The organism is Haladaptatus sp. R4, assembly GCF_001625445.1.
GTDB lineage: Archaea > Halobacteriota > Halobacteria > Halobacteriales > Haladaptataceae > Haladaptatus.
Genome location: NZ_LWHG01000003.1, coordinates 26,569 through 47,982, shown reverse-complemented (window position 1 = coordinate 47,982; position 21,414 = coordinate 26,569). Strand labels below are relative to the sequence as shown.

General features: G+C 57.1%; 20 protein-coding genes and 1 pseudogene. 12 read left to right on the top strand and 9 right to left on the bottom strand.

Annotated elements, in window-relative coordinates; all coding sequences use genetic code 11:
- Window positions 1–43 precede the first annotated feature (43 nt).
- On the top strand, window positions 44–778 hold the full coding sequence (aglF, locus tag A4G99_RS01565; protein WP_066138658.1) for a UTP--glucose-1-phosphate uridylyltransferase AglF: 735 nt from the start codon (window positions 44–46) through the stop codon (window positions 776–778).
- 126 nt (window positions 779–904) lie between these two features.
- A complete protein-coding gene (locus A4G99_RS01560) occupies window positions 905–1,816 on the top strand; it encodes an NAD-dependent epimerase/dehydratase family protein (RefSeq protein WP_066138657.1) in 912 nt (303 codons plus the stop codon).
- A gap of 105 nt (window positions 1,817–1,921) precedes the next feature.
- Here the strand turns inward: A4G99_RS01560 and A4G99_RS01555 are convergent, their stop codons facing one another.
- From A4G99_RS01555 to A4G99_RS01540, 3 genes are all read right to left on the bottom strand, one after another.
- On the bottom strand, window positions 1,922–3,232 hold the full coding sequence (locus A4G99_RS01555; RefSeq protein ID WP_082837670.1) for an O-antigen ligase: 1,311 nt from the start codon (window positions 3,230–3,232) through the stop codon (window positions 1,922–1,924).
- Window positions 3,233–3,549: 317 nt separating this feature from the next.
- Window positions 3,550–4,776, bottom strand: a complete 1,227-nt coding sequence (locus A4G99_RS24175; RefSeq protein ID WP_190303660.1) for an O-antigen ligase — start codon at window positions 4,774–4,776, stop codon at window positions 3,550–3,552.
- A gap of 433 nt (window positions 4,777–5,209) precedes the next feature.
- Complete coding sequence (locus tag A4G99_RS01540) at window positions 5,210–6,379, bottom strand: glycosyltransferase family 39 protein (RefSeq protein WP_066138648.1); 1,170 nt, start codon at window positions 6,377–6,379, stop codon at window positions 5,210–5,212.
- Window positions 6,380–6,674: 295 nt separating this feature from the next.
- Here A4G99_RS01540 and A4G99_RS26505 point away from each other — a divergent pair, with 295 nt between their 5' ends.
- The 3 genes from A4G99_RS26505 to A4G99_RS01530 all read left to right on the top strand — a co-directional run bounded on the left by A4G99_RS26505 (window position 6,675) and on the right by A4G99_RS01530 (window position 9,232).
- On the top strand, window positions 6,675–7,127 hold the full coding sequence (locus A4G99_RS26505; RefSeq protein WP_223301555.1) for a glycosyltransferase: 453 nt from the start codon (window positions 6,675–6,677) through the stop codon (window positions 7,125–7,127).
- Entirely contained in the window at window positions 7,097–7,846 is a 750-nt protein-coding gene (locus A4G99_RS01535) for a hypothetical protein (RefSeq protein WP_255358962.1), read from the top strand. Before A4G99_RS26505 ends, A4G99_RS01535 begins: the two co-directional genes overlap by 31 nt.
- A 123-nt stretch (window positions 7,847–7,969) precedes the next feature.
- A complete protein-coding gene (locus A4G99_RS01530; RefSeq protein WP_190303659.1) occupies window positions 7,970–9,232 on the top strand; it encodes a sulfatase-like hydrolase/transferase in 1,263 nt (420 codons plus the stop codon).
- On the opposite strand, the gene A4G99_RS01525 is transcribed toward A4G99_RS01530, so the two are convergent.
- Window positions 9,209–10,441 carry a glycosyltransferase family 4 protein gene (locus A4G99_RS01525; RefSeq protein WP_082837667.1) on the bottom strand — a complete coding sequence of 411 codons (1,233 nt, stop codon included), beginning with the start codon at window positions 10,439–10,441 and terminating at the stop codon, window positions 9,209–9,211. The genes A4G99_RS01530 and A4G99_RS01525 overlap by 24 nt on opposite strands.
- A 275-nt stretch (window positions 10,442–10,716) precedes the next feature.
- Here A4G99_RS01525 and A4G99_RS01520 point away from each other — a divergent pair, with 275 nt between their 5' ends.
- The 6 genes from A4G99_RS01520 (at window position 10,717) to A4G99_RS01490 (ending at window position 16,555) form a co-directional block, all read left to right on the top strand.
- Window positions 10,717–11,643, top strand: coding sequence for a hypothetical protein (locus tag A4G99_RS01520; protein ID WP_066138641.1), 927 nt, complete (start codon window positions 10,717–10,719; stop codon window positions 11,641–11,643).
- A 112-nt stretch (window positions 11,644–11,755) separates the two neighbouring features.
- A complete protein-coding gene (locus A4G99_RS01515; RefSeq protein ID WP_066138636.1) occupies window positions 11,756–13,201 on the top strand; it encodes a flippase in 1,446 nt (481 codons plus the stop codon).
- 107 nt (window positions 13,202–13,308) lie between these two features.
- Window positions 13,309–14,232 (top strand): NAD-dependent epimerase/dehydratase family protein, encoded by a 924-nt coding sequence (locus A4G99_RS01510; protein WP_066138632.1) that lies wholly within the window; start codon window positions 13,309–13,311, stop codon window positions 14,230–14,232.
- Between the two features lie 280 nt (window positions 14,233–14,512).
- Entirely contained in the window at window positions 14,513–14,815 is a 303-nt protein-coding gene (locus A4G99_RS01500; RefSeq protein WP_066138625.1) for a hypothetical protein, read from the top strand.
- Window positions 14,816–14,884: 69 nt separating this feature from the next.
- Window positions 14,885–15,421, top strand: a complete 537-nt coding sequence (locus A4G99_RS01495) for a metal-dependent hydrolase (protein WP_066138622.1) — start codon at window positions 14,885–14,887, stop codon at window positions 15,419–15,421.
- Window positions 15,422–15,556: 135 nt separating this feature from the next.
- Window positions 15,557–16,555 carry a DUF1616 domain-containing protein gene (locus tag A4G99_RS01490; protein WP_066138619.1) on the top strand — a complete coding sequence of 333 codons (999 nt, stop codon included), beginning with the start codon at window positions 15,557–15,559 and terminating at the stop codon, window positions 16,553–16,555.
- Between the two features lie 8 nt (window positions 16,556–16,563).
- Here A4G99_RS01490 and A4G99_RS01485 read toward each other — a convergent pair whose 3' ends face one another.
- The 5 genes and pseudogenes from A4G99_RS01485 to A4G99_RS01465 all read right to left on the bottom strand — a co-directional run bounded on the left by A4G99_RS01485 (window position 16,564) and on the right by A4G99_RS01465 (window position 20,263).
- Window positions 16,564–17,547, bottom strand: coding sequence for an NAD(P)-dependent oxidoreductase (locus tag A4G99_RS01485; RefSeq protein WP_066138614.1), 984 nt, complete (start codon window positions 17,545–17,547; stop codon window positions 16,564–16,566).
- A gap of 6 nt (window positions 17,548–17,553) precedes the next feature.
- Window positions 17,554–18,550 (bottom strand): annotated as a pseudogene (locus tag A4G99_RS01480) (NAD-dependent epimerase/dehydratase family protein).
- Window positions 18,547–18,843 (bottom strand): DegT/DnrJ/EryC1/StrS family aminotransferase, encoded by a 297-nt coding sequence (locus A4G99_RS28395; RefSeq protein WP_255358960.1) that lies wholly within the window; start codon window positions 18,841–18,843, stop codon window positions 18,547–18,549. Before A4G99_RS28395 ends, A4G99_RS01480 begins: the two are co-directional and overlap by 4 nt.
- Before the next feature lie 7 nt (window positions 18,844–18,850).
- Complete coding sequence (locus A4G99_RS01470) at window positions 18,851–19,717, bottom strand: DegT/DnrJ/EryC1/StrS aminotransferase family protein (protein ID WP_066138607.1); 867 nt, start codon at window positions 19,715–19,717, stop codon at window positions 18,851–18,853.
- 60 nt (window positions 19,718–19,777) lie between these two features.
- Complete coding sequence (locus A4G99_RS01465; RefSeq protein ID WP_066138604.1) at window positions 19,778–20,263, bottom strand: DapH/DapD/GlmU-related protein; 486 nt, start codon at window positions 20,261–20,263, stop codon at window positions 19,778–19,780.
- Between the two features lie 142 nt (window positions 20,264–20,405).
- On the opposite strand from A4G99_RS01465, the gene A4G99_RS01460 reads away from it, so the two are divergent.
- A complete protein-coding gene (locus A4G99_RS01460; RefSeq protein WP_066138601.1) occupies window positions 20,406–21,407 on the top strand; it encodes a glycosyltransferase in 1,002 nt (333 codons plus the stop codon).
- The last annotated feature ends 7 nt before the right edge of the window (window positions 21,408–21,414 follow it).

Below are 21,414 nucleotides of genomic sequence, written 5' to 3'. Positions count from 1 at the left end.
ATCAGTCTGAAAGTATTTAAGCCTGGAATCCCGCTTCAAAAGTATGAAAGCTGTAGTCCTGGCAGCTGGCAAGGGTACCCGTCTTCGACCCCTCACGAACGACAAGCCGAAGGGCTTGGTCGAGGTGAACGGCAAGCCAATCGTCACTCACTGTTTCGAGCGACTCGCCGAACTCGGCGCCGAGGAGTTCATCGTCGTCGTCGGCTATCGCAAAGAAGACATCATCAGCTACTACGACGACGAGTTCGAAGGGATTCCGATCACCTACACCCATCAGCGGGAACAGAAGGGTCTCGCCCACGCGTTGTTGACCGTCGAGGAACACATCGACGACGACTTCATGCTGATTCTGGGCGACAACATCTTCGAAGCGAACCTCGAAGACGTGGTTCGTCGGCAGCAGGAGGACCGAGCGGATGCCGCGTTCCTCACCGAAGAAGTGCCGTACGAGGACGCCAGCCGATTCGGCGTCTGTGACACCAACGACTACGGCGAAATCACGGACGTCGTGGAGAAGCCCGAAGACCCACCGTCGAACCTCGTGATGACCGGGTTCTACACGTTCACCCCGGCGATTTTCCACGCCTGCCATCTCGTACAGCCGTCGAACCGCGGCGAGTACGAGATCAGCGAGGCCATCGATTTGCTGATTCAGAGTGGTCGCACCATCGATGCGATTCGCATGGATGGATGGCGCATCGACGTCGGCTATCCCGAGGACCGCGACGAGGCGGAAAAGCGCCTCTCGGACGAAGAAGTGGTCAGTTCGTCCGCGTAGGTCGCTTCGTACCGTCGTCGCTACAGTAACCAGCCTTCGGTCCGTGGAATCGGCACCGTGACACAATTATGAAACCCATCCGACAGTAGAAACGGATTTAAAACAGGGACCTTCATACAAAGGTGAATGGTCCAAACACCAGCCTCGAAAACCGTCCTCGTCACCGGCGGTGCGGGATTCGTCGGCAGCCATCTCGTCGATGCGCTCGTTCGGGAGAACGAGGTCCGAATCCTCGATGACTTCAGCACCGGGAAGCGCTCCAACGTAAACGACGATGCGACGCTCATCGAAGGCGATATCCGCGATTCCGAGACCCTCCGACGTGCAACGGAAGATGTCGACCTGATATTCCACGAAGCGGGTGTCGTGAGCGTCCAGCAGTCCGTCGAGAATCCGATACAGGCGAACGAAGTCGAACTCGACGCGACGCTCGCGCTGCTCGAACGCGCGCGCGAACTCGACGCCCGCGTCGTCCTTGCTTCGAGTTGTGCGATTTACGGACAACCGACCGAGATTCCGGTTTCGGAGGACGAACCGTTCTCCCCCTCGTCACCCTACGGCTTGCAGAAATCCGCGCTCGACCACTACGCCCGCCTCTACGAGGAACTGTACGGGTTGGAGACCGTCGCGCTCAGGTATTTCAACATCTACGGCCCTCGCCAATCGAGCGGGGATTACAGCGGCGTCATCAGCATTTTCAAGCGCCAAGCGACGAACGGCGAACCGATCACCGTCGACGGAGACGGCGAGCAAACGCGCGATTTCGTCCACGTGGACGACGTCGTACGAGCCAACCTGCTGGCCGCGACGACCGACCACGTCGGCGAAGCGTACAACGTCGGCACCGGCGCGAGCGTCACGATAAAGGAACTCGCCGAGACGATTCGGGACGTCTCCGGGTCGTCGTCCGACGTCGTCCACACGGACCCCCGACAGGGGGACATAGAGGAGAGCAAAGCGGATATTTCGAAGGCGAGAGATAAACTCGGCTACGAACCGACGATTCCGCTGGACGAAGGGATATCGTCCTTGCTCTGAAGTCGGGGACGTGCGCTAAGCTACCGGTTTGTTTTTCTTTATTTGGTGCCGCTATCGATTCGTTCTCAACCGAAAATTCCGTGTCTCGGATGTTCTCGTATCGTTTTACCGTGTAAGCACGTTGTTCACCCGACGAATCGTCGCGGTAAGCGTTGGAGTCGATACGATAACCGTTCCCGGACTCTGGGCGCCCATGAACACATACCCGAGGAGGAGTGCGAACATTCCCGATCGTAATCCGATTCCGAACAAACTGAAGGACGCAAAGGCCTGCATGATGAGAATGGTGATTACAGCACCCCCAACCGACCACCATCCGTTGTGTCCCGCCCTCACCGACTGTGCTGCCGCATAGAGACACAGGCCGAGGTACGAGATGTATCCGACGATACCACCCATCAACGCTGCGCGGAGGTAGGAGTTGTGCGTTCCCTTTCCAACGTGCTCGGACGGGAGATGGGGTGCGAGGAGTTGCACCGTATCAACCGCTCCGTACCCACGGAGAGGATGCTGGACAACCAAGTTCGCCACCGTCTGCCAGATTTCTCCACGTCCGGTGAGGTTGATGACCGCCGTTATCGGCGTCCAGTGGATGAGAACGGCCAGTGGGAACCCGACTGCGACGACCGTAATCCCAGAGACAACGGAGAGCGTAGCCAGCTTTTCTCCTGTCACCCGGTAACAGAAATACACGGCGGCAGCGCCAGCAAGCCCAAGCCAGGCGGCGCGTGACTGCGTCACGTAGACGCCGAACGCGTTCACCGCGAGGACTGCGAGGGAGCCCTGACGGTAATCGTCTATAGTTTCCCCTAGCGACAGCGGAAGTGCTATCGTCGTAAGGAAGCTAAGCATTCTCGGATTCGCGAAGATGCTTTGCATCACGTGGACCTTGCTGCCAGCGGAACCCGGGATCAGTGCAAACGTCATCGGCCATGCGAGGACGTGTGTGCCGAGAAGACCGATATCTCCAACGAGCATCGTCGGAAGACCGATCATCACCAATAGCGCGGTGATCCGAGTAACGATGTATCTCGCGTCACGGACATGAACGAGATTGGGGATGATGAAGAGCAAACTGATCGTTCCACTGAGGTATGCACACGTTCGGATGAATTCCGTTACCGTCGGCGTGATTATGAGATCGGCGATGAAGAAAACGCTGAAAAGTAAGATAGTTCCCAGAGCGTATCGATCGTATTGGAAATTCACCATCTCATTTTTCACCGCAACAACCACGATAACAGCGATACTACCGATGACAGCTAGATAACCGACCAACGTCGGAATACCATTGACCTGCGTACTGAGGAGGGATAGAAACAATATTATTTTGATATATTTGCCTATTCCAATACTTTTTGACCTTTTCTGAGGAGGTATCGTATTTGGAGAGTTATTTGGAGTTTTGTATTTCATATTGTGTTATATATTTGGCGATGAGTTGTTTGCATTTATTCTCAAGCAGGTGCCTTAGGCCGTCCTTCATATCCGAACACTCAAGTCACTATTATAGTAGTTGAGGCCGTAATCTTCCGCAATAATATTGCAAATTATTACTATCCTACTGTGTCTATACGGTAGATCTCGTATGTGCTGACCAAAAATTTACATAAGTGGCAGCCCTCAAAGACGATCGGTTGATATTCATATATTGACATAACATTAGTAACTATGATCTCCGAATAACAACAATATATTGGTATTTAATCTATTTTATCAAGTTCTTCCGCTCACTATGGATTGTCCCGGATCACTGTCCGAAAAACGGTGATTGCGTAGGAATAATAGTCAGATCCGCTCGTGGAAGCGAGGCGGGTAGATTCGGTCCGGTAAGCGGTCAATGCAAATCCAGTCACGACTGCATAAAGAAATGAGCGAAGCCCGTATCCGAAAATCGTGCCTGCATTGAATACCTGCATGACCACAATAGCAATAAATAACGCGAAATAGGTTGCCTGGACTGGTGTTACGGCCGCCTTCCAACTCCGGATACCTGCAACGATTGTCAATCCCAAGTACGACACCCCCCCGATGAATCCCGTCATTGCGAACATCCGAAGATATGAATTGTGGATTCCACGCCCTGCGGTGCGAGAGCTTGTCATATAGGGTTGAATCAACTCTTTTGTGTTTACTGCCCCCCATCCAACGAAAGGAGAGTCACTAACTGCGCGCCACGTCGAACGCCACAGTTCGATTCTTCCGGTGAACCGAATCGATCCAAGCGGACCGACAGATGGGATAAATCCAAACTCCGATAAGAGCACTGTCGCGAGACAAGCGAGGCCCACGAGGGTACAAAGCGTCATTAAACGGCGTCCACCGACGTAGTACGCAGCAAGAATACCAAGTCCTGCTGCAAGCGAGAGAATCGCAGTCCGAGACGCAGATAAGATAGATCCGATAACAAGGAGACCAGTAATTAATGAGAACCATGCATTACGAGTACGGAAATAGTGTGCGATAGAAATAAAAGCTCCAATCACACAGACCGCACCCATCAGATTTGAACCATCTAATATTCCTGCGATTGGGTCGATTTTGCCAATAATTGGCAGGGGAGTTGGGAAATACCATCCGGGATGATGTCCTGCGATCGTGAAGTAGGTTCCTGTCGCCCAGATCACGATGGCTACAAGACACAAGACTGCCGAAATTACTGACAACACGTATTCGAATGACCTCTGATCAATAATTGTGGGGAGTACACAGACAACCAAAAAAGAGAATCCGATAAAGACCGCCGTTCGAATACCACTCCAGAAGCTCGGATTAAGTGCGAACGCTGCGATAAATGCGAGCCAGATTGCCCCCAAAAATCCAAGGGAGACACGATCTATTGATTTCCAGTCAGGGTGAGCTAAGAGATACCGAAGAATAATCCCCGCAGTGGGGATCGTTACTGCAATATATCCTATTAGCCTCGGGATTCGAACAGTATGGGTGAGCACGCTCGACACAACAAGTAGTGAGAAGAGAATGACAATTGTGTTATTAGATTCCTTTGCTCGGAGGGAGATCATTGATAGAAGATGATTTTGAGGAGAACCACATAACTTCCACGGCTTACTTCGACTGTTACATCCCTAACGTCACAACTATACCACATTAGTTTATACGTGGTACGTAATGGGTACCCTCCTGATCGCCGCTGCAGCACTAGGATTTGTTTCGCAAGCCTATCTCCTACTAAAGGAAATCAAATCAAAATCGCGTCTACAAAACGTAACAACCGGCTTGATCGCTATTTTTTGCCTCGGTATCATCGCTGTCGAGAAGTTTTCTATGGATCTAATAAAGCCATTCCTTGTCCTGATTCTATTACTTATAGTTATACTCTCCGTAGTGGGATACTGGATTCCTCAATTAAGCGAAACGCCATAGCGTATGGTGTCAATTAGATTGGACAGCTATCGGTTTCGATATCTCATGTTTAGCTCTACGAACCAGCCGAATATGCATATCTCGAACCGACACGTCAACTCCGAAGCGCTCAGCAAGCCCAACACCCGCACAAAGATACATTACCCAAATCACCATCTGACGGTGGCGGATCGCGGCACCGACGTTTCCTTCCATTAACCCGTAAAAGAGGGTGAGGAGTGCGAATGCAGCGATAAGTGGGATCGCTACCTGAGGACGTGCCTTTATCAACGTCTTCGCGCCGACAAGTCCAGCGATGAATAACCCGAGATTGAGAATCCCAACCGCCATCGGAGCTAGGTAGGTCCACGATTTGACCATCCACGGGAACGGGCTAAAAAGAAAATACGCAATTCCGATTGGAGCAAACCACGCGGCAGTGAACAGATCGCTGGGGATAATCCCGACGAGATATGCGCTTCCTCCGCGAGCCCGCTTAGCGCGTCTAGGAGCGATCGCAAAGGAAAGGATCTTTTGACCGGCGATAAGGGCAATACCGGTAGACAACGAACCGAAGAGTGCGGATGCTAGACGCTCATGTTTAAAACTGACGCCTACGTCATAATATGTTTCTATATAGGAATAGATTTTAATTCCCCATGCAATGAAAATGGCGAAGGCATAGACGAATAGATTCTCTGGTCGGAAAAGTGTGACCAGCACAAAGCACAGCATGATGAGATATCGTGGGTCACCACGGGAAGCGTCAGTCGGGACGACAAAGAGATACACGATAGCAGTGATCAGCAGCAGTACCGGACCCTCCCGTATCAAGCTAGTTTGGACTAAGAGGAATGTTGGGAAGACCGCGATGGGAAGGGTTGCATAAACTGCTGCGCGCCTGTCGTAAAGTTCCGTTGCGATCTCGTAAACAAACCAGACGGGGAGGCATCCAATGGCTGCGACGAAAAGATGCGAATATACGTCAGATGGACCGGGGAGCCAATAAAATAACGAAAGCATCGATCCCCAGTAGTGGTATACGTTCGTTAAATCTATGTGCGTGAGGGGAATCCGTCCATCGGCGATGCGGTGGGCTGTGATCCTAAACCCGACTGCGTCGTGCTTGCTATAGGTATTCAGTCCGAATAGGGACACTGGAATAGCAAAGAGACGAAAAATAAATGCGAGCAGCGTCATTTGAATTGACGTTCGGAATGGCCGCATTTTCTCAATCAGCATCTGAAGAACATTCTATGAGGGGGAATCATTAAGTCTTCCATGTATTACTCTATTGTGTTTGTGACTCCATACCATAATATTCTTCCTAAGTAACAATATCGATCAACGGTGCAAAGGAAGACTATAGCCGAATAGCTAGACGACTCCATATGTATAAGATAACCTCTCGATGGATAATTCTCACAGAAAATTCTCGCTATATTCCGGATCCGTGAGACTGGGATATTTATAGAATGCAAGTCAACGGCCAGTGATGGTTGCACTGAGCTCCCTCGTGGTGGTCGTGTTTGCTGTATCGCTACTGGGACTATTGCACACGTACTTTCTCTACCCCGCCCTCCTGTCCCTGCTGGCTGTTCGCAAGTCGAACAGCGTTCGGGATGACGCGCGGTCGGAGTGGCCGTCCGTCACGCTCGTGGTCGCGGCGTACAACGAGGAGGACGTCATCGAAGAGAAGATCGAGAACAGTTTGAAGCTAGAGTACCCCGCCGACAAGTTCCGAATCGTCGTTTTTTCGGACGAGTCGTCCGACCGAACGGACGAAATCGTCGTTCCTACGAAGACGACGGCATCGAACTGCAACGGATCGAAGGCCGAGTTGGGAAAACCGAGTGTCAGAACCAGGTCACCGCCGACGTCGAGTCGGATATCGTCGTGTACTCCGACGCGAACAGCATGTACGAACCGGACGCGATCAAGAACCTGATTCGTGGGTTCGAACCCGGCGTCGGGTGTGTCGTCGGTGAACTTCGATACCAAGACGAAGGTGGTGTCGAAGGCGAGTCCTTCTACTGGCGCTACGAACAGATCATCAAAAAGCTCGAATCGAAGGTCAACACCCTCGTGACGGGCAACGGATCGATTTACGCCGTTCGTCGATCCTCGTACGTACCACTCCCACGGGATGCGATCAGCGATTTCGCGGAACCGCTAGCCGTCATCAGCAACGATGAGAGTGTGAAGTACGCCACGGGCGCGGTAGCATGGGAGAAGACGGGAGATTCCGTCGAGAGCGAACGTTCGCGTCGTGTTCGGATCGTGACGCGGTGCTGGAACACCGTTTCCGATTATTTGAACCTGCTGAACCCCATCCGCTATCCGATGTTCTCGTTCCAACTGGTGTCACACAAGATTCTCCGCTGGCTCTCCCCGGTACTGCTGCTGTTCGTCTTCGTGTCGAACGTAGCGTTGGTGCTGCTCTCGTCGAGCGTGCTCTTTCCCGCACTCCTGTTCCTCCAAGTCCTGTTTTACCTGTTCGCGCTCGTCGGAATGGTCGGTGAGAGCACCGATGTTAGTATGCCAGTTCTCTTTCACGTTCCCTACTACTTCCTCGTCTCCAATTACGGCATGCTATTGGGTCTCTCCAACTTCCTGTTCGGGGAGAATATCATCACGTGGGAGACGGTCGAACGGAGCGCGGACTAGACAGACAATAATATTTTCCCGTTTGGATATTTTAATTCTCGTGAAATAGTATGAAGATATGCGGCTCGAATAAAGTACAGTATGCCCCCAAGCGTTGCTCTCGTCACTCTGGATACTCTCCGATTGGACGCATTCGAAGACCATTTCGATTGGCTCGACGGACTGCGGTTCTCGAACGGTTACTCCACGTCTCATTGGACGATTCCAGCACACGGATCGCTGTTTACTGGTAAATATCCGAGCGAGATAGGCGTTCACAGCAAGTCACCCTCTCTCGACTGTCCCGAGACCGTCCTCGCTGAGCGATTGGCGGACGAAGGGTACAAAACACGGATGTGGAGCGCGAACCCGAACATGATGTTTTGGGAGGGATGGGAGCGTGGATTCGACGAAGTGGTCGACCCGGGAACCCTCAATCCGAACCACACGGACGTCATCGACTGGACCGAGTTCCTCAACAGCGTGGAGACACACAGTTGGACGAAGTATCCGAAAGCGGTCTGGCACGCCATTCAAGCGGACTGTTCGACGGTTGCAGCCTTCGAGCAAGGATATCGACGAATGACGAAGTCGGATGCCGATGGCGGTGGACGGGACGTTCTGGAGCGAATTCGGGAGACCGATATCGGGAGCAAAGAATTCGCGTTCATCAACCTCATGGAAGCGCATGCACCGTATCATCCGCCCGAATCCTCGGAAGCACCGATAAACGTGGTTATCGGGGATGCGTTCGCCGATTCCGTGACGAATCCGAACGAGATTCGGAAAGCGTACGACACATCTGCCGCCTACCTATCGGAAATCTACGAGCAGATATTCGACGAGTTGATGGACGAGTTCGATTACGTGATCACCGTGTCGGACCACGGCGAGATGTTGGGCGAACAAGGGATGTGGAATCACGGCTACGGATTGTACGAGGAACTCGTTCACGTTCCAATCGTCATAAGCGGTGAAGACGTGGAATCACGCGTCGAAGACGCAACGGTTAGCCTGTTGGATGTCTACCAAACCATCGTCGAGTTGGCTGGTTGTGACGCTGATTCACGGGGACAATCGTTGCTGGATGACCTTCGCTCACGGGACTATCTGACCGAGTACCACGGATTTCTGGACCGTCACCGGGAACAGTTCGAGCGAAAGGGCGTCTCGACAGAGGTCTTCGACGAACACGACACGCCCCTGAACGGCGTCGCCACGAAGTCCGGTTTTTACGGATATCAAACGATGGACGGGTTCCAATCCCACGGTACTGCGGATCGAGACGACCCCGAAGCGCTATTGGCGGAATTACTTGATCACCGAGAGGTTCGATCGGTCGAAAACAGTTCCCTGGACGTCACTGACGATGTCCAAGAGCGATTAGAGCGACTGGGATACGCGTGAGGTAGACGATCCGTCCCCGGTCACGTCGTTGAACGTACTCTCCAGAGAACTCGTCACCTGAGCGACGGAAAACCGTGACTCGCAGTACTCCCGACTCTTCTGTCGCATCTCGTCCCGGCCGTCCTTTTCCAGCCACGTGGAGATACTTTCGGCGAGGTCGTCCGGGGACGGACTATCACAGAGGAGTTCTTCGTCGAGCGGACCGATGACTTCCGGGGTTCCGCCGACAGGCGTTCCGATCACGGGCGTTCCAGAGCTAAGCGCTTCGAGACTCGACAGTCCGAATCCCTCCAACTCCAACGTCGGCATCACGAAGTAGTTTGCTGCTTGGTAGTATTTCGGGAGTTCATCCTCCGCAACGAACCCGAGCAACCGAACGTTGTCCGTGAGTCCTTTCTCTTCGACCATCCGTTCGAGTTTGTCCTTCAGATACCCCTTCCCGCCGATCAGGAGCAGTGCGTCCGGGTGGTCCTCGACGACGGTTTCCATCGCTCGCACGAGGTTTTCCAATCCCATTCTTGCCACCAACCGGCGAACCGTCAACAGAATCGGCCGGTCGAGGGGGAGGCCCAACTCCTCGCGGGCGGGCGTCGGGTCCGGGGCGAATTCGAATCTGTCGGTGTCCACGGCCAGCGGAATCTCACGTACAGATCCGGGGTTGTCGTAGAGGTCGTACATCTCCTTCGTCATGAACTGACTCCGGGTAATCAGATCGTCGGAATTCTGAACGGCGACGTTTTCGAGCAGTTTGAACCCTTGGTTCGCCACTCGAACCAGTGGCGTTTTCCATCCGTACTTTCCCCGTTCCGCTTCGACCTCGATCTCCCGAGGAATCGGCGCGTGAAATACGTTGACGAACGGGATATCGAGCGACGACATCCGGAATCCGACGGCTTGGAAGGAATTGTGGATGTATGCGACGTCGAAGTCGTATCTCTCGTCCAAGTTTCCGATCGTTTTCGGAACCCGAGCGAACGTGAAGAGCGGATACAGTTGATAAATGGAGGAGTCTTTCGGTGGACTGTCGTATCGATACAGTTCGTAGCCGTCCCTGCTCTCGTGTTCAGGAGATTCGTCGTCCAACCGTCTACTGAGAACGACGACGTTGTGTCCTCGTTCCGAGAGCCCCTCCACCTCGGTCAGGAGGGACTTAGCGATACCACCTGTGCGATCCGGCCAGAAATAATCCGAAAGCACTAAAATATTCATGTTAGTTCGTTGTTTCTCCGATGGGAGGAGCCGTTCGGTGGAACTCGACGAGATGTCGGGGATCGATAGCGGCGATTTTTCCGTTCACGGTGGATTACTCAAACCATCCAGTCTTAGCTCTTTTGTCTTTTCACCTCCGTTTATGTTATAATAAAATATATGATGGTAATATCGGAGAGGATATCTGATTGTTACGTGTACTAGACTAAATATAATTGTTTTCAATACCACTCAAAGCATTAAACGATATATGGCATGGCTGAATAGAGACAATCATGTATAGCCCTTCTCAGCTTTGGCGGGGACTAAAGAGTCCCAACCTATTCCTCCGCGAGGCGAATCGACAATATCACCGACGACTGAACAAGCGGGAGTACAATACGGACGGAGTGGACGTGATCGACGAGGACTGGGATAACCTACTGATTCTCGACGCGTGCCGATACGATATGTTCGAGGACGGTTCGACCCTCCCTGGACGACTGGAATCCCGATACTCCCGCGGATCGACGACGGTCGAATTCCTACGAGCGAACTTCTCTGATCGAGAGATGGAGGACACCGTGTACGTGACTGCCAATCCGCAATTGTACCGGAACTACGAGGACGTGAATCCGAACTTCCATGCAGTGGAGAACATCTGGTTGGAATCCGGATGGGACGACGAGTTCCAAACTGTGCTCCCCGAAACGACGACCGAGTATGCGCTGGAAGCCGCGGAGAAGTACCCCGACAAACGCTTGATCGTCCACTATATCCAACCGCATTACCCGTTCATCACCGACGCCACGTCGTTCGATAAGGGATATCTCGACAATCCCGACTCGGACACGAGGGACTTTTGGGGCCGAAAGATGGAATCCGAGTTGGACGTCTCGAAAGGGTCGATCTGGCACGCCTACACCGGTAATCTGCTTCGCTCTCTCCCTCACGTCTCCCGACTGATGGACGCTCTCGCCGGGAAAACGGTCGTGACGGCGGACCACGGCAACATGGTGGGAGAACGCGCGTTCCCGTTCCCGATACGAGAATGGGGACACCCGCGTGGAATCTATACCGAAGAACTGGTCAAAGTCCCATGGTTAGTCCACGAGAACGGGCCTCGAAAGGAGATCACCGCTGACGGGTCGGAACAGGGGATGGAAGACGTCGACGACGATGTCGTCTCGGACCGTCTTGAGCAACTCGGATACGTGGAGTAAATCAACAGTGGGAACGCATGGCGAGTTACGACCACCGTCCGCCGAAATCGAACACACACGCCCGATGAGAACCGCTCCCGCCGGGTAGCCAGTAATATCAATCAACACCAACATGCGTAAATCACTCACTGGACTCGCATCGGTCGCGTTCGTCGGCGGTCTGTTCGGACGCGGTCTTCGCTACGCCCTCAACATCGTCATCGCGAACGGCCTCGGGACCGGGGCGCTCGGATACTTCGCCTTCGGAATGGTCGTGATGAAGGCCGGTGGCGTCCTCGCCCGGTTGGGATTGGACAATGCGGCACAGAAGTTCGTCCCGAAGTACGTCACGGACGGAGACGATAGCGCGCTCTCGGGCACCGCCCTGTTCTGTCTCGCGCTGCCGTTTCTCGTCGGCGGGGTTCTCGCCGGAGGCGTGTTTTTGCTCGACTATCGGTTCGACCATCTCTTCGGGGTGGCGCTCGAACCGACGAGCCTGTTCACCCTCGGAATCCCGTTCTTCGGGACGATGATGGTCGGAATCGCGCTGACGAAGGGATTGAAGGAGACGAAGTATCAGGTGTACATCCGCGATATCGGCCAGTCGGTCGTCGCGATACTCCTCGTCGGATTCGGCGCGTACGTCGTCCACGATCTCACCGCCGTCATCTACGGCTACGTGTTCTCGTTCGTCGTCGGTACCGCACTCGTCCTCTACTTTCTGGTGGACGAGGACGTCATCTCGTTCGCCACGCGACCGAGCGTCGACGGGAAGCGGGTGCTCGGGTTCGCCCTGCCGCTCACCTTGGCCGCGGTCATCCAGTACCTCCTCACGTGGACCGACATCCTGATGCTCGGCGTCTTTCTGCCGCCGAGCGACGTCGGCGCGTATCAGGCCGCGTATCAGACGTCCGTGCTGTTGCTCGTCGTGTTGCAGGCGGTCAACTCCATCTTCCCGTCGATGATTTCGGACCTGTACGAACGGGACCGGTGGGAACACCTCCAACAGATTTTCGAATCGATCACCAAGTGGATAACGTACATCACGGTCCTCGGGTGTCTCTTCGTCGCCATCTACGCGAAGGAAATCCTCGGACTGTTCGGCGTCTCGTCGCACGAGGCACAGATGGCGCTCATCGTACTCTGTATCGGTCAGACCGCCGCCGCGAGTACCGGTCCATCGGGATATCTACTCATCATGACGAACCACGAACGCCTCCAACTCTACAACACGACCGTCGTTGCCCTGCTGAACTTCGTACTGAACTACTTCCTCATCAACCAGTTCGGAATCGTCGGTGCGGCGCTCGCCACGACCACCTCGTTCGTCCTGTTGAACATCCTCCGGATCTCGGAGATTTACCACTTCCTCGGCGTCCAACCGTACTCCCTCAAGTACTGGAAGGGTGCCGTCGCACTCGTCTGCACGGTTCCGATCCTCGTCTTCGGAAGTCGCCTTCCGGTGCTGGAACTCGGACGGATTTTCACCGGCGGAATCATCGCGCTTCCCGTCTTCTTCGCGGTGATTTGGCTCCTCGGCTTCGAGGAGGGCGACCTTGTCGTCTTCGATAAGATTTGACCCCGCGTCGGCATCCGAACTCCTCGGTTTCCACCCTCCTCACTCTTCTCCGCTAACCGAACGATATAAGACCATACTTTACGGTGACTAAAAATAGCACTCCACAAATGCAACTTACTGATAAACGCGTCCTCGTTACCGGAGGTGCGGGATTCATCGGTTCGAACCTCGCAAACAGCCTCGCTGAAGAAAACGACGTCGTCGTCGTCGACGACGGCTACCTCGGAACGCCCGAAAACCTCGACGACGGTGTCGAATTCCACGAACGGAGCGTCCTCGAAGACGACCTTCCGACGGACGTGGACGTGGTGTTCCACATCGCCGCCCTCTCCTCGTACAAGATGCACGAGGAGAACCCGACGAAAGGCGCGCGGGTGAACGTCGAGGGCTTCGTCAATACCGTCGAACAGGCGCGGGACGACGGGTGTGACACGGTCGTGTACGCCTCCACCTCGTCCATCTACGGGAACAGGACGGAACCGTCGCCCGTCACCATGGACGTGACCGTCAACACTGGCTACGAAGCGTCCAAACTCGCGCGCGAGAAGTACGCGGAGTACTTCGCGAACCACTACGACATGAACATGGCCGGAATGCGGTTCTTTTCCGTGTACCAGGGTTACGGCGGTGCGGAAGAACACAAGGAGAACTACGCGAACGTCATCGCGCAGTTTGCCGACGACATGGCGGACGGCGAGCGCCCCGTTCTGTTCGGAGACGGGACGCAGACGCGCGACTTCACTCACGTGGACGACATCGTCCGCGGCCTCGTCCTCGCGGCGGAGAACCAACTCACCGGCGTCTACAACCTCGGAACCGGCGAGCAGGTCTCGTTCAACGACCTCGTCGAACTGCTCAACGATGCGCTCGGAACCGATATCGAACCCGAGTACGTCGAGAATCCGATCCCGGATTCGGTGTACGTCCACGATACGATGGCGGACTACTCCGAAATTCACGCGGAAACGGGCTGGGAGCCGGAAACCGATCTCGCCGAAGGGGTGCAATCCGTCTGCGAGCAGTATCGATAGCCTATCCCACCCGAATATCGATACCCGCTTGCTGAACCGGCGGAACCGCCGCGACGTTTCGGCGCGTTTCCCCCGTTTCGAATCCGATATCCGACGCTTCGTCGCAGTTGTTCTCCGTACGTTCGCGTTTGTTTCGTTTCCGAGAAGTGACCGGTCGGCGTCGTCGGGCGAAACCCTCGTTACGTCGATAAAAACGGAATGGCTGCGAACGAACGATGGCGTGGGTTGATGTACGGATTCCGTGACGCCCCCGTGAGGGAGTTCCGACTCCCGTAACATCATGAAAGCACTGAAACACACGCTCGTCGTCCTGCTCGCTACCGGCCTACTCGTCGCCGGGATGGCTGGAACGACCGTCGGACAGGCACCGTCGGCGAACGGAGCACAGACGGGAACGTTCATGCAGACCGGACAGCTTTCGGGGTCGCAACTCGATTCGATGTCCTGTAGCGAACTTGACTCGACCTACGAGCGAAGCCTGGACCGGATCAAATCGAGCGACCTACCGTCCCAGAAAAAGCAGAGCCTCGAACAGCGGGCGACGACGCTCCACAAGATGTACAGCTTCAAGAAAGGTTGTTAGACGACTCCGTTTTTCCGGATTCACACCCACCCCAGAGCGGTTAAGCGACTCCCCGCCGAGTCACCCAGTATGTGGCCGTGGGGACATCTGGCGGTGGGGTATCTGGCCTACTCGGGGGTCCGACGGATGCGGACGGACCGTCCACCGACCGGCCTCGAAGTGGTCGTGCTCGCCGTCGGAACGCAGTTTCCTGACATCGTGGACAAACCGCTCGCGTGGTGGTTCGGCGTCCTCCCGACCGGGCGGTCGCTCGCACACTCGCTGGTGACCGCGAGTCTGGTGCTCGCCGTCGCATACTGGGTCTGTCGCCGGACGAAAACCCGGAACCTCTGGGCGGCGTTCGCCGTCGGCTACCTCTCACACCCGTTCGCCGACGTGCTCCAACCCGTACTGGCGGGTCAGTACGGACAGGCCTCGTTCCTCCTGTGGCCAGCACTCTCGCTCCCGCAGGCACACCCCGTGGCACTTTCGACGGGTGGCGTGTCCAGCGACTTCGTGCTCGAACTGCCGTTCGTCGTCGCCGCCATCGCCCTGTGGCTGGCGGACGGTGCTCCCGGCGTCAACCAGTTCCTCCCGTCCACCGTGAGCCTGCACCGTGAGCAGTAGTCCGTCGACCCAAATCTTTAGTTACCTCGTCGTAGTACATCGTTCTTCCACGGACGAACGTCGCCGGGAACGAACCGTCGAGCGACGTTCACGGTGCGAAATCGACGCGACGACTCGATACGAACGGAGCCAATAATGGACAGGTCCGACCTCAGACTGCTCGTTCCACGGCGAATACGGCGCGTTCCCGCCGACCTCGCGGTCGTCGTGGCGCTCGTGTTCCTCACCGCCGTCGTGGTCCTCGCCGGACGCGGGTTCTGGACGCTCGCACGGTGGGGAATCGGCTTTTGCTTCCTGTTTTTCCTGCCGGGATACGCCGTGATTGCGGCCCTGTTTCCGGAATCCACCGGGAGCGACGACGATTCGAGCGACGGTATCATCCCACGGCGAATCGATGGCGTCGAGCGCTTCGTCCTGTCCATCGCGGCCAGTTTGGCCGTCGTCCCGCTCATCGGTTACCTCGTCAGCTATTCGCCGTGGGGACTGGACGTCGTGCCCGGCCTCGTGAGCATCGGCGGGTTCACGGTCGGTTGTGCCATCGTCGCCGCCGTTCGTCGCCGGTCGGTTCCGAAATCCGAGCGGTTCTCGGTGCCGTTCGGAACGGTCTACGAAACGGTCTCGACCGGGAGAACGTGGACGCGACCGTTGAACCTCGTTCTCGTCGTGAGCCTCCTCGTCGCCTCGGCGGGAATCGTCTATACGACGACGACGCCCCGCCCCGACGAGCGGTTCACCGAACTCTACATCGGCACGAAAAATGGGACGAACGAGACAGTCACGGACGCGTATCCGCGGAACTTCACCGCGGGGGAGTCACAATCTCTCCGAGTCGGTATCGGGAACCACGAGTACGAACGGACGAACTACACGGTCGTCGTCCTGCTACAGCGGGTGAACGGTAACGAGGGAGCGCGCGGCGGTGGGTCACGCGTCATCGCCCAACGGCAACTCGACCGGTTTCACGTCTCCGTCGCGGGCGGGAAAACGGACGTGGAAAACCGCACCATCTCGCCGACGATGACCGGCGAGCGATTGCGACTCCAGTTCCTCCTGTATCGCGGTGCGCCGCCAGCGTCACCAGCGCCGAAGAACGCCTACCGACGGACGCATCTCTGGATAAACGTCACCGGTTGATCACGCTCCTACGACGTTTTTCGACGGACGAGGGATTCGACGGCGTCCCGAACCGAACGGGTCGGCCTCCATCCCAGTTCCGCTTCGGCGGTGGACGTATCCACGGGGAATTCCGTGGCAAGCGTCTCGTTGCCGCGCGGGTTCTCGACCAGTTCGATGTCGGGGGCGGTACCCGTTTCGTCCGCGACCGTCTCCTGCACGAGTTCGGCTATTTCGTGCACCCCCATCTGTTCTCCACTCGCGATTTCGTACCCTTCCGTGCCTGTTCGTCCCGTCGCACGCTCCGCCAGCAACCGCTCCACGCTCCGGCGGTACGCGTCCCCGACGTCGTGGACGTGAACGTAATCTCGCGCTTGCGTTCCGGGTTCGTAGACGGGAATCGAGTCGCCGGAGATCGCCCGATCCACGAAGAAATTGATGACCGTCGGTTTGGAGATTCGGTTTCCGTCAACCACGTGTTCACCGTACACGTTCGATTTCAGGAAGAGGTGGGCCGGAAACGCGTCCGGAGCGAACGTCTCGACGGCACGCACCCCGATAACCTTCGTTCTGCCGTACCAGTTCATCGGCGTCCGTGGCGACTCGACGGTTATCGGGAACTCCTCCGGCGTTCCGAGCACGGCCATACTGAACGGAAAGACGAGCGCCGTTTCGTGCCGTCGGCAGAACCACGCGACGTGGTTCGTCCCCTGTACGTTGACCTCGTAGGCGAGCGTCGGATTCTCCTCGCAGTTTTGTACGCCGCTTACCGCCGCGAGGTGGACGACCACGTCGGCACCGTCGAGGGCCGTATCCACTTGTGATCTGTCCCGGACATCGACGGTCGTATCGACGCCGTTCGTATCGACGCCGTACCCGTCCCACCCGTGGTACGTGAGCGCGCGAACCTCCCATCCCGGATGGGCCGTTCGGAGCGTTTCGACCACCCGGCTCCCGACGTACCCTGCAGCGCCGGTGACCGCAACCGTCGCCGACTCGTGATTCTCGGTCATCGGCTTTCACTCGCCCCGCCGAACGAGGGTTCGAACGGTGTCCCGCATCGAATGGCTCGGTTCCCATCCCAGTTCCCGCTCCGCGGCGGAAATGTCCACCGAGACCTCCGCGACGAGCGTCTCGTCGCGCGACGGATTCTCGATCAGTTCGATGTCGGGTCCCTCTCGGTCTCGTCCGCGACCGACTCCCGAACCAATTCGGCCAGTTCCATCACCGTCCACTCCTCGTCGCTCGCTATCTCGTACTTCGAAACCCCGGTTCCCCCGTTTTCGAGGTCGGTCAACAACCGCTCGGTGCTCCGCCGATACGCTTCCGCCACGTCCATCACGTGGACGAAGTTTCGCGCTTGGGTCCCCGGTTCGTAGACCGTCAGCGGTTCGTCGGCGAACGCGCGCCCGACGAAGAAATCGACGACCATCCCGCGTGAGATACGACGGCCCCCCACCGCGTGCTCGCCGTACACGTTGGCTTTGAGGAAGAGGTGTGCGGGAAACGATCCGGCCGCGAGCGATTCGATGGTTCGTTCCCCGACCAGTTTCGTCTCGCCGTACCAGTTCATCGGCCGCCGCGTCGCGTCCACGGTTATCGGGAACTCCTCGGGGTCGCCGAGGACGGCCATACTGAACGGGAACACCAGTCCGGCACCCGAGTCGTGGCAGAACCACGCGACGTTGGTCGTCCCGTGAACGTTCGACTCCAGCGCGAACTCGGCGTCGTCCCGGCACGAGTCCACGTCGCTCGGACGGCGAGATGGATCACGACGTCCGACCCGGCCAACGCCGATTCGAGTCGCTCCCGGTGTCGAACGTCGAGATACTCCACCTCGATATCCCCGATTCGATGAACCTCGCCGCGATAGAAGTTGTCGAACGCGCGGAGTTCCCACTCGGGATGATGGTCCCGAAGCGTCGTCACGACGCGACTGCCGACGTAGCCACCCGCGCCCGTGATGCTGACCGTCGGATTCCCCTCGGAGTCCGACTTTCCGGCGTCCGCGCTCATCGTCCCACCGCGTAGTCCTCGGGGAAGTTCCGGACGGTTTCGACCACGCGGTCTATTTCGTCGTCGGTCAGGTTCGGGTGGTTCGGCAGGCCGATGACGTTCCCGGCGACCGCTTCGACGGCCGGAAGCGACTGGTCGTACTCGTGTTCGTGTTCGTTTTCCGACCACGGAAACTCACCGTTGAACCCGCGATGTTCGCGGAACACGGGTTGTTCGTACAGCGGTTTCGTGTATCGATGGCGCGTTTCGACGCCCGCCGCCCTCAATTCCCGCCAGACATCCTTTCCCGACATGTCGATATCATCCGTCTGCACCTCGAACGGTGCCCAGAAGTACGCGTGGTCCACGTATTCCCGAATCGTCGCCGGGCGGAGCCATTCCAGCCGCGAGTTCGTCGCGCAGGCGCTCCGAAATTCGAGTGCGTCGGGCGTTGAGTTCGGGCAGGCGCTCGACCTGTGCGACGCCGAGCGCGCCGTTGAGTTCGCTCATCCGATAGTTGTAGCCGAGCATCTCGTGTTCGTCCCGCGACTGCATCCCGTGACTTCGCAGCAGACGAAGCCGTTCCGCGAGGTCGGCGTCGTCGGTCGTGACGACCCCACCCTCGCCGGTCGTGATGTTCTTCGTCGCGTAGAACGAGAAACAGCCCGCGTCACCGATACTGCCCACGACGTCCCCCTTGTAGCGAGCGCCGTGTGCCTGCGCGGCGTCCTCGACCACTGCGAGGTCGTACTCCTCGGCGAGTTCGAGCAGGTCGTCCATCTCCGCCGGATGGCCGTACAGGTGGACCGGAAGCAGTGCCCGCGTTCGGTCGCTGATGTGGCGTTCCACGTCCGCCGGGTCCAGCGTGTAGATGTCACGCTCGATGTCGGCAAACACGGGCACTCCGCCTTGGTGGACTACGGCCGTCGCCGTGGAACCGAACGTCAAACTCGGCACGACGACCTCGTCACCGGGTTCCAGTCCGAGCGCGTTCAGCGTCAATTGAATCGCGGCGGTCCCGCTGTTCATCGCGACCGCGTGGTCGGTTCCGACGTAGTCGGCCCACGCTTCCTCGAAAGATGCTACGAACGGCCCTTGTAGAAACCGACCGGATTCGAGCACCTGTTCGATGTTCTCCCGTTCTTTCTCCCCCAGGATTGGCTCCGCAACCGAAATCTTCCCCCCCATTCTGCGTCAGTTGTCAACGACGATGAACATTACCCTTGCGGCGGAACAGCTATCCGGCGGTCAGTACGGTTCGAACTGCGGACGAGCCATCTCGGTACCGTCCGGATAGCGAATCGTCCACGGCGGCACGTCCTCGTCCACGTACGACAGTGCGCCCACGACGGCCCCCTCGCCGAGCGTCACGTCGGGCATGACGACCGACCCCGAACCGACGAACACCTCGTCCTCGATGCGTATCGTCCCTTGAACCCGGTCCTTTTCGTCGGCCGGGACACCGGAACTCATGTGCGAGGTGAACTTCGGGTACCCGGTCACGAGGACGCAGTTGTACGTGACGACGGAGTTCCTCCCCATGTAGAACTCTCCGCCGCCGATGAGTTTCGTCCCGGAGTGGAGACACGAGTTGTCGCCGATGTACGTCCCGTCACCGGCGTTCACCAGCACGAAGTCGTCTATCTCCACGTTCTCCCCCAGTTCGAGATTGTCGGTGTTGACGAGTCGCGCCCACTCGAACACCTTGTCACGTGATTCGATGTCGTCGGCCATCTCCGCCCGCTACGACGGTTCGTCGCTTAACGGTTTGGCAGATTCCGGATCTTTCTGTCGGGCGTGAATTTTGGAATTACCGCACCGAAATAGTTAGATAATTGTCAATGGTTATGGGCCGGTGCGTGGTTGGTGGTGAACGATGATTCCTCGGGTAGTCTATCTCGTCCTCTTCGTCGGGGTGCTCGGTGTGGGTTTTGAACGCTACCGAACCCGCTTCGAGCGATACGAACTCGGAGCGGCGCTGCTCGGCGCGTTCGTCATCCTCGTCGTCGCAGTCGCACCGCAAATCGGTACGCTCCTGCGCGGTGTGGGTGCCGCGGAACTGGTGGCCGTTCTCGCCCTAGTCGTCACGCTCGGTTTCGCCGTCCTGCTTCGGCGCAGGAGCGTCCGGACCGAGCGGAAGTTCAACTCGCTGATTCGAGAGCGGGCGATTCGGGACGTTTCCGACGACCCGGACGAGAATTCGATCTACGTCGTCATTCCGGCCTACAACGAGGCGGAAACGGTCGGCGCGGTGGTCGAATCGCTTCCCGAATCGCTCTTCGACCACGACATCGTCCCGCTCGTCGTTTCGGACGGGTCGATGGACGGCACCGCCCGCGCGGCCCGCAGCGCGGGCGCGTTGGTGGTCGAACACACGGTCAACACGGGACAGTGTGGCGCGCTGAAAACCGGCTTCGAAATCGCCAGACGACGACGGGCGGACATCGTCGTCGGGATGGACGCGGACGGTCAGCACCGCGGCGACGAGGTGGAACGCCTCGTCGCTCCCGTCCTCGCCGACGAGGCGGATTACGTCATCGGATCACGCTATCTCGGAACCGACTCCTCCGAAAACGGGCCGGTTCGTCGCGGCGGCATCTGGGCGTTCACGACGCTCATCAACGTCCTCACGAAGTCCTCCATCACCGACTCAACCAACGGCTTTCGGGCGGTCACCATCGATACCCTCGACCGGATTTCGTGGGTCGAAGAGCGCTTCTGTGCGGTAGAGTTGTTGGTCGAAGTACGGAAAAACGGGTTTCGATTGGAGGAGGTACCGGTGACTGTCGAACGGCGGCAGGCGAGCACGACGAAGAAACCGAAACTCGGGTACGGCATCGGCATCGCCCGAACGCTCGTGGGGTCGTATCTCCGATGATTTCCGG

What these genes read in the sequence shown, in the direction of transcription:
- aglF (WP_066138658.1), top strand. Translation starts at nt 44, where the DNA reads ATGAAAGCTGTAGTCCTGGCAGCTGGCAAGGGTACCCGTCTTCGACCC.
- A4G99_RS01535 (WP_255358962.1), top strand. Translation starts at nt 7,097, where the DNA reads ATGTACGAACCGGACGCGATCAAGAACCTGATTCGTGGGTTCGAACCC.
- A4G99_RS01470 (WP_066138607.1), bottom strand. Translation starts at nt 19,717, where the DNA reads ATGGGGGGGAAGATTTCGGTTGCGGAGCCAATCCTGGGGGAGAAAGAA.
- A4G99_RS01485 (WP_066138614.1), bottom strand. Translation starts at nt 17,547, where the DNA reads ATGACCGAGAATCACGAGTCGGCGACGGTTGCGGTCACCGGCGCTGCA.
- A4G99_RS01495 (WP_066138622.1), top strand. Translation starts at nt 14,885, where the DNA reads ATGTGGCCGTGGGGACATCTGGCGGTGGGGTATCTGGCCTACTCGGGG.
- A4G99_RS26505 (WP_223301555.1), top strand. Translation starts at nt 6,675, where the DNA reads ATGGTTGCACTGAGCTCCCTCGTGGTGGTCGTGTTTGCTGTATCGCTA.
- A4G99_RS01515 (WP_066138636.1), top strand. Translation starts at nt 11,756, where the DNA reads ATGCGTAAATCACTCACTGGACTCGCATCGGTCGCGTTCGTCGGCGGT.
- A4G99_RS01490 (WP_066138619.1), top strand. Translation starts at nt 15,557, where the DNA reads ATGGACAGGTCCGACCTCAGACTGCTCGTTCCACGGCGAATACGGCGC.
- A4G99_RS28395 (WP_255358960.1), bottom strand. Translation starts at nt 18,843, where the DNA reads ATGTCGGGAAAGGATGTCTGGCGGGAATTGAGGGCGGCGGGCGTCGAA.
- A4G99_RS01460 (WP_066138601.1), top strand. Translation starts at nt 20,406, where the DNA reads ATGATTCCTCGGGTAGTCTATCTCGTCCTCTTCGTCGGGGTGCTCGGT.
- A4G99_RS01540 (WP_066138648.1), bottom strand. Translation starts at nt 6,379, where the DNA reads ATGACGCTGCTCGCATTTATTTTTCGTCTCTTTGCTATTCCAGTGTCC.
- A4G99_RS01560 (WP_066138657.1), top strand. Translation starts at nt 905, where the DNA reads ATGGTCCAAACACCAGCCTCGAAAACCGTCCTCGTCACCGGCGGTGCG.
- A4G99_RS01525 (WP_082837667.1), bottom strand. Translation starts at nt 10,441, where the DNA reads ATGAATATTTTAGTGCTTTCGGATTATTTCTGGCCGGATCGCACAGGT.
- A4G99_RS01555 (WP_082837670.1), bottom strand. Translation starts at nt 3,232, where the DNA reads ATGAAATACAAAACTCCAAATAACTCTCCAAATACGATACCTCCTCAG.
- A4G99_RS01465 (WP_066138604.1), bottom strand. Translation starts at nt 20,263, where the DNA reads ATGGCCGACGACATCGAATCACGTGACAAGGTGTTCGAGTGGGCGCGA.
- A4G99_RS01510 (WP_066138632.1), top strand. Translation starts at nt 13,309, where the DNA reads ATGCAACTTACTGATAAACGCGTCCTCGTTACCGGAGGTGCGGGATTC.
- A4G99_RS01500 (WP_066138625.1), top strand. Translation starts at nt 14,513, where the DNA reads ATGAAAGCACTGAAACACACGCTCGTCGTCCTGCTCGCTACCGGCCTA.
- A4G99_RS01520 (WP_066138641.1), top strand. Translation starts at nt 10,717, where the DNA reads ATGTATAGCCCTTCTCAGCTTTGGCGGGGACTAAAGAGTCCCAACCTA.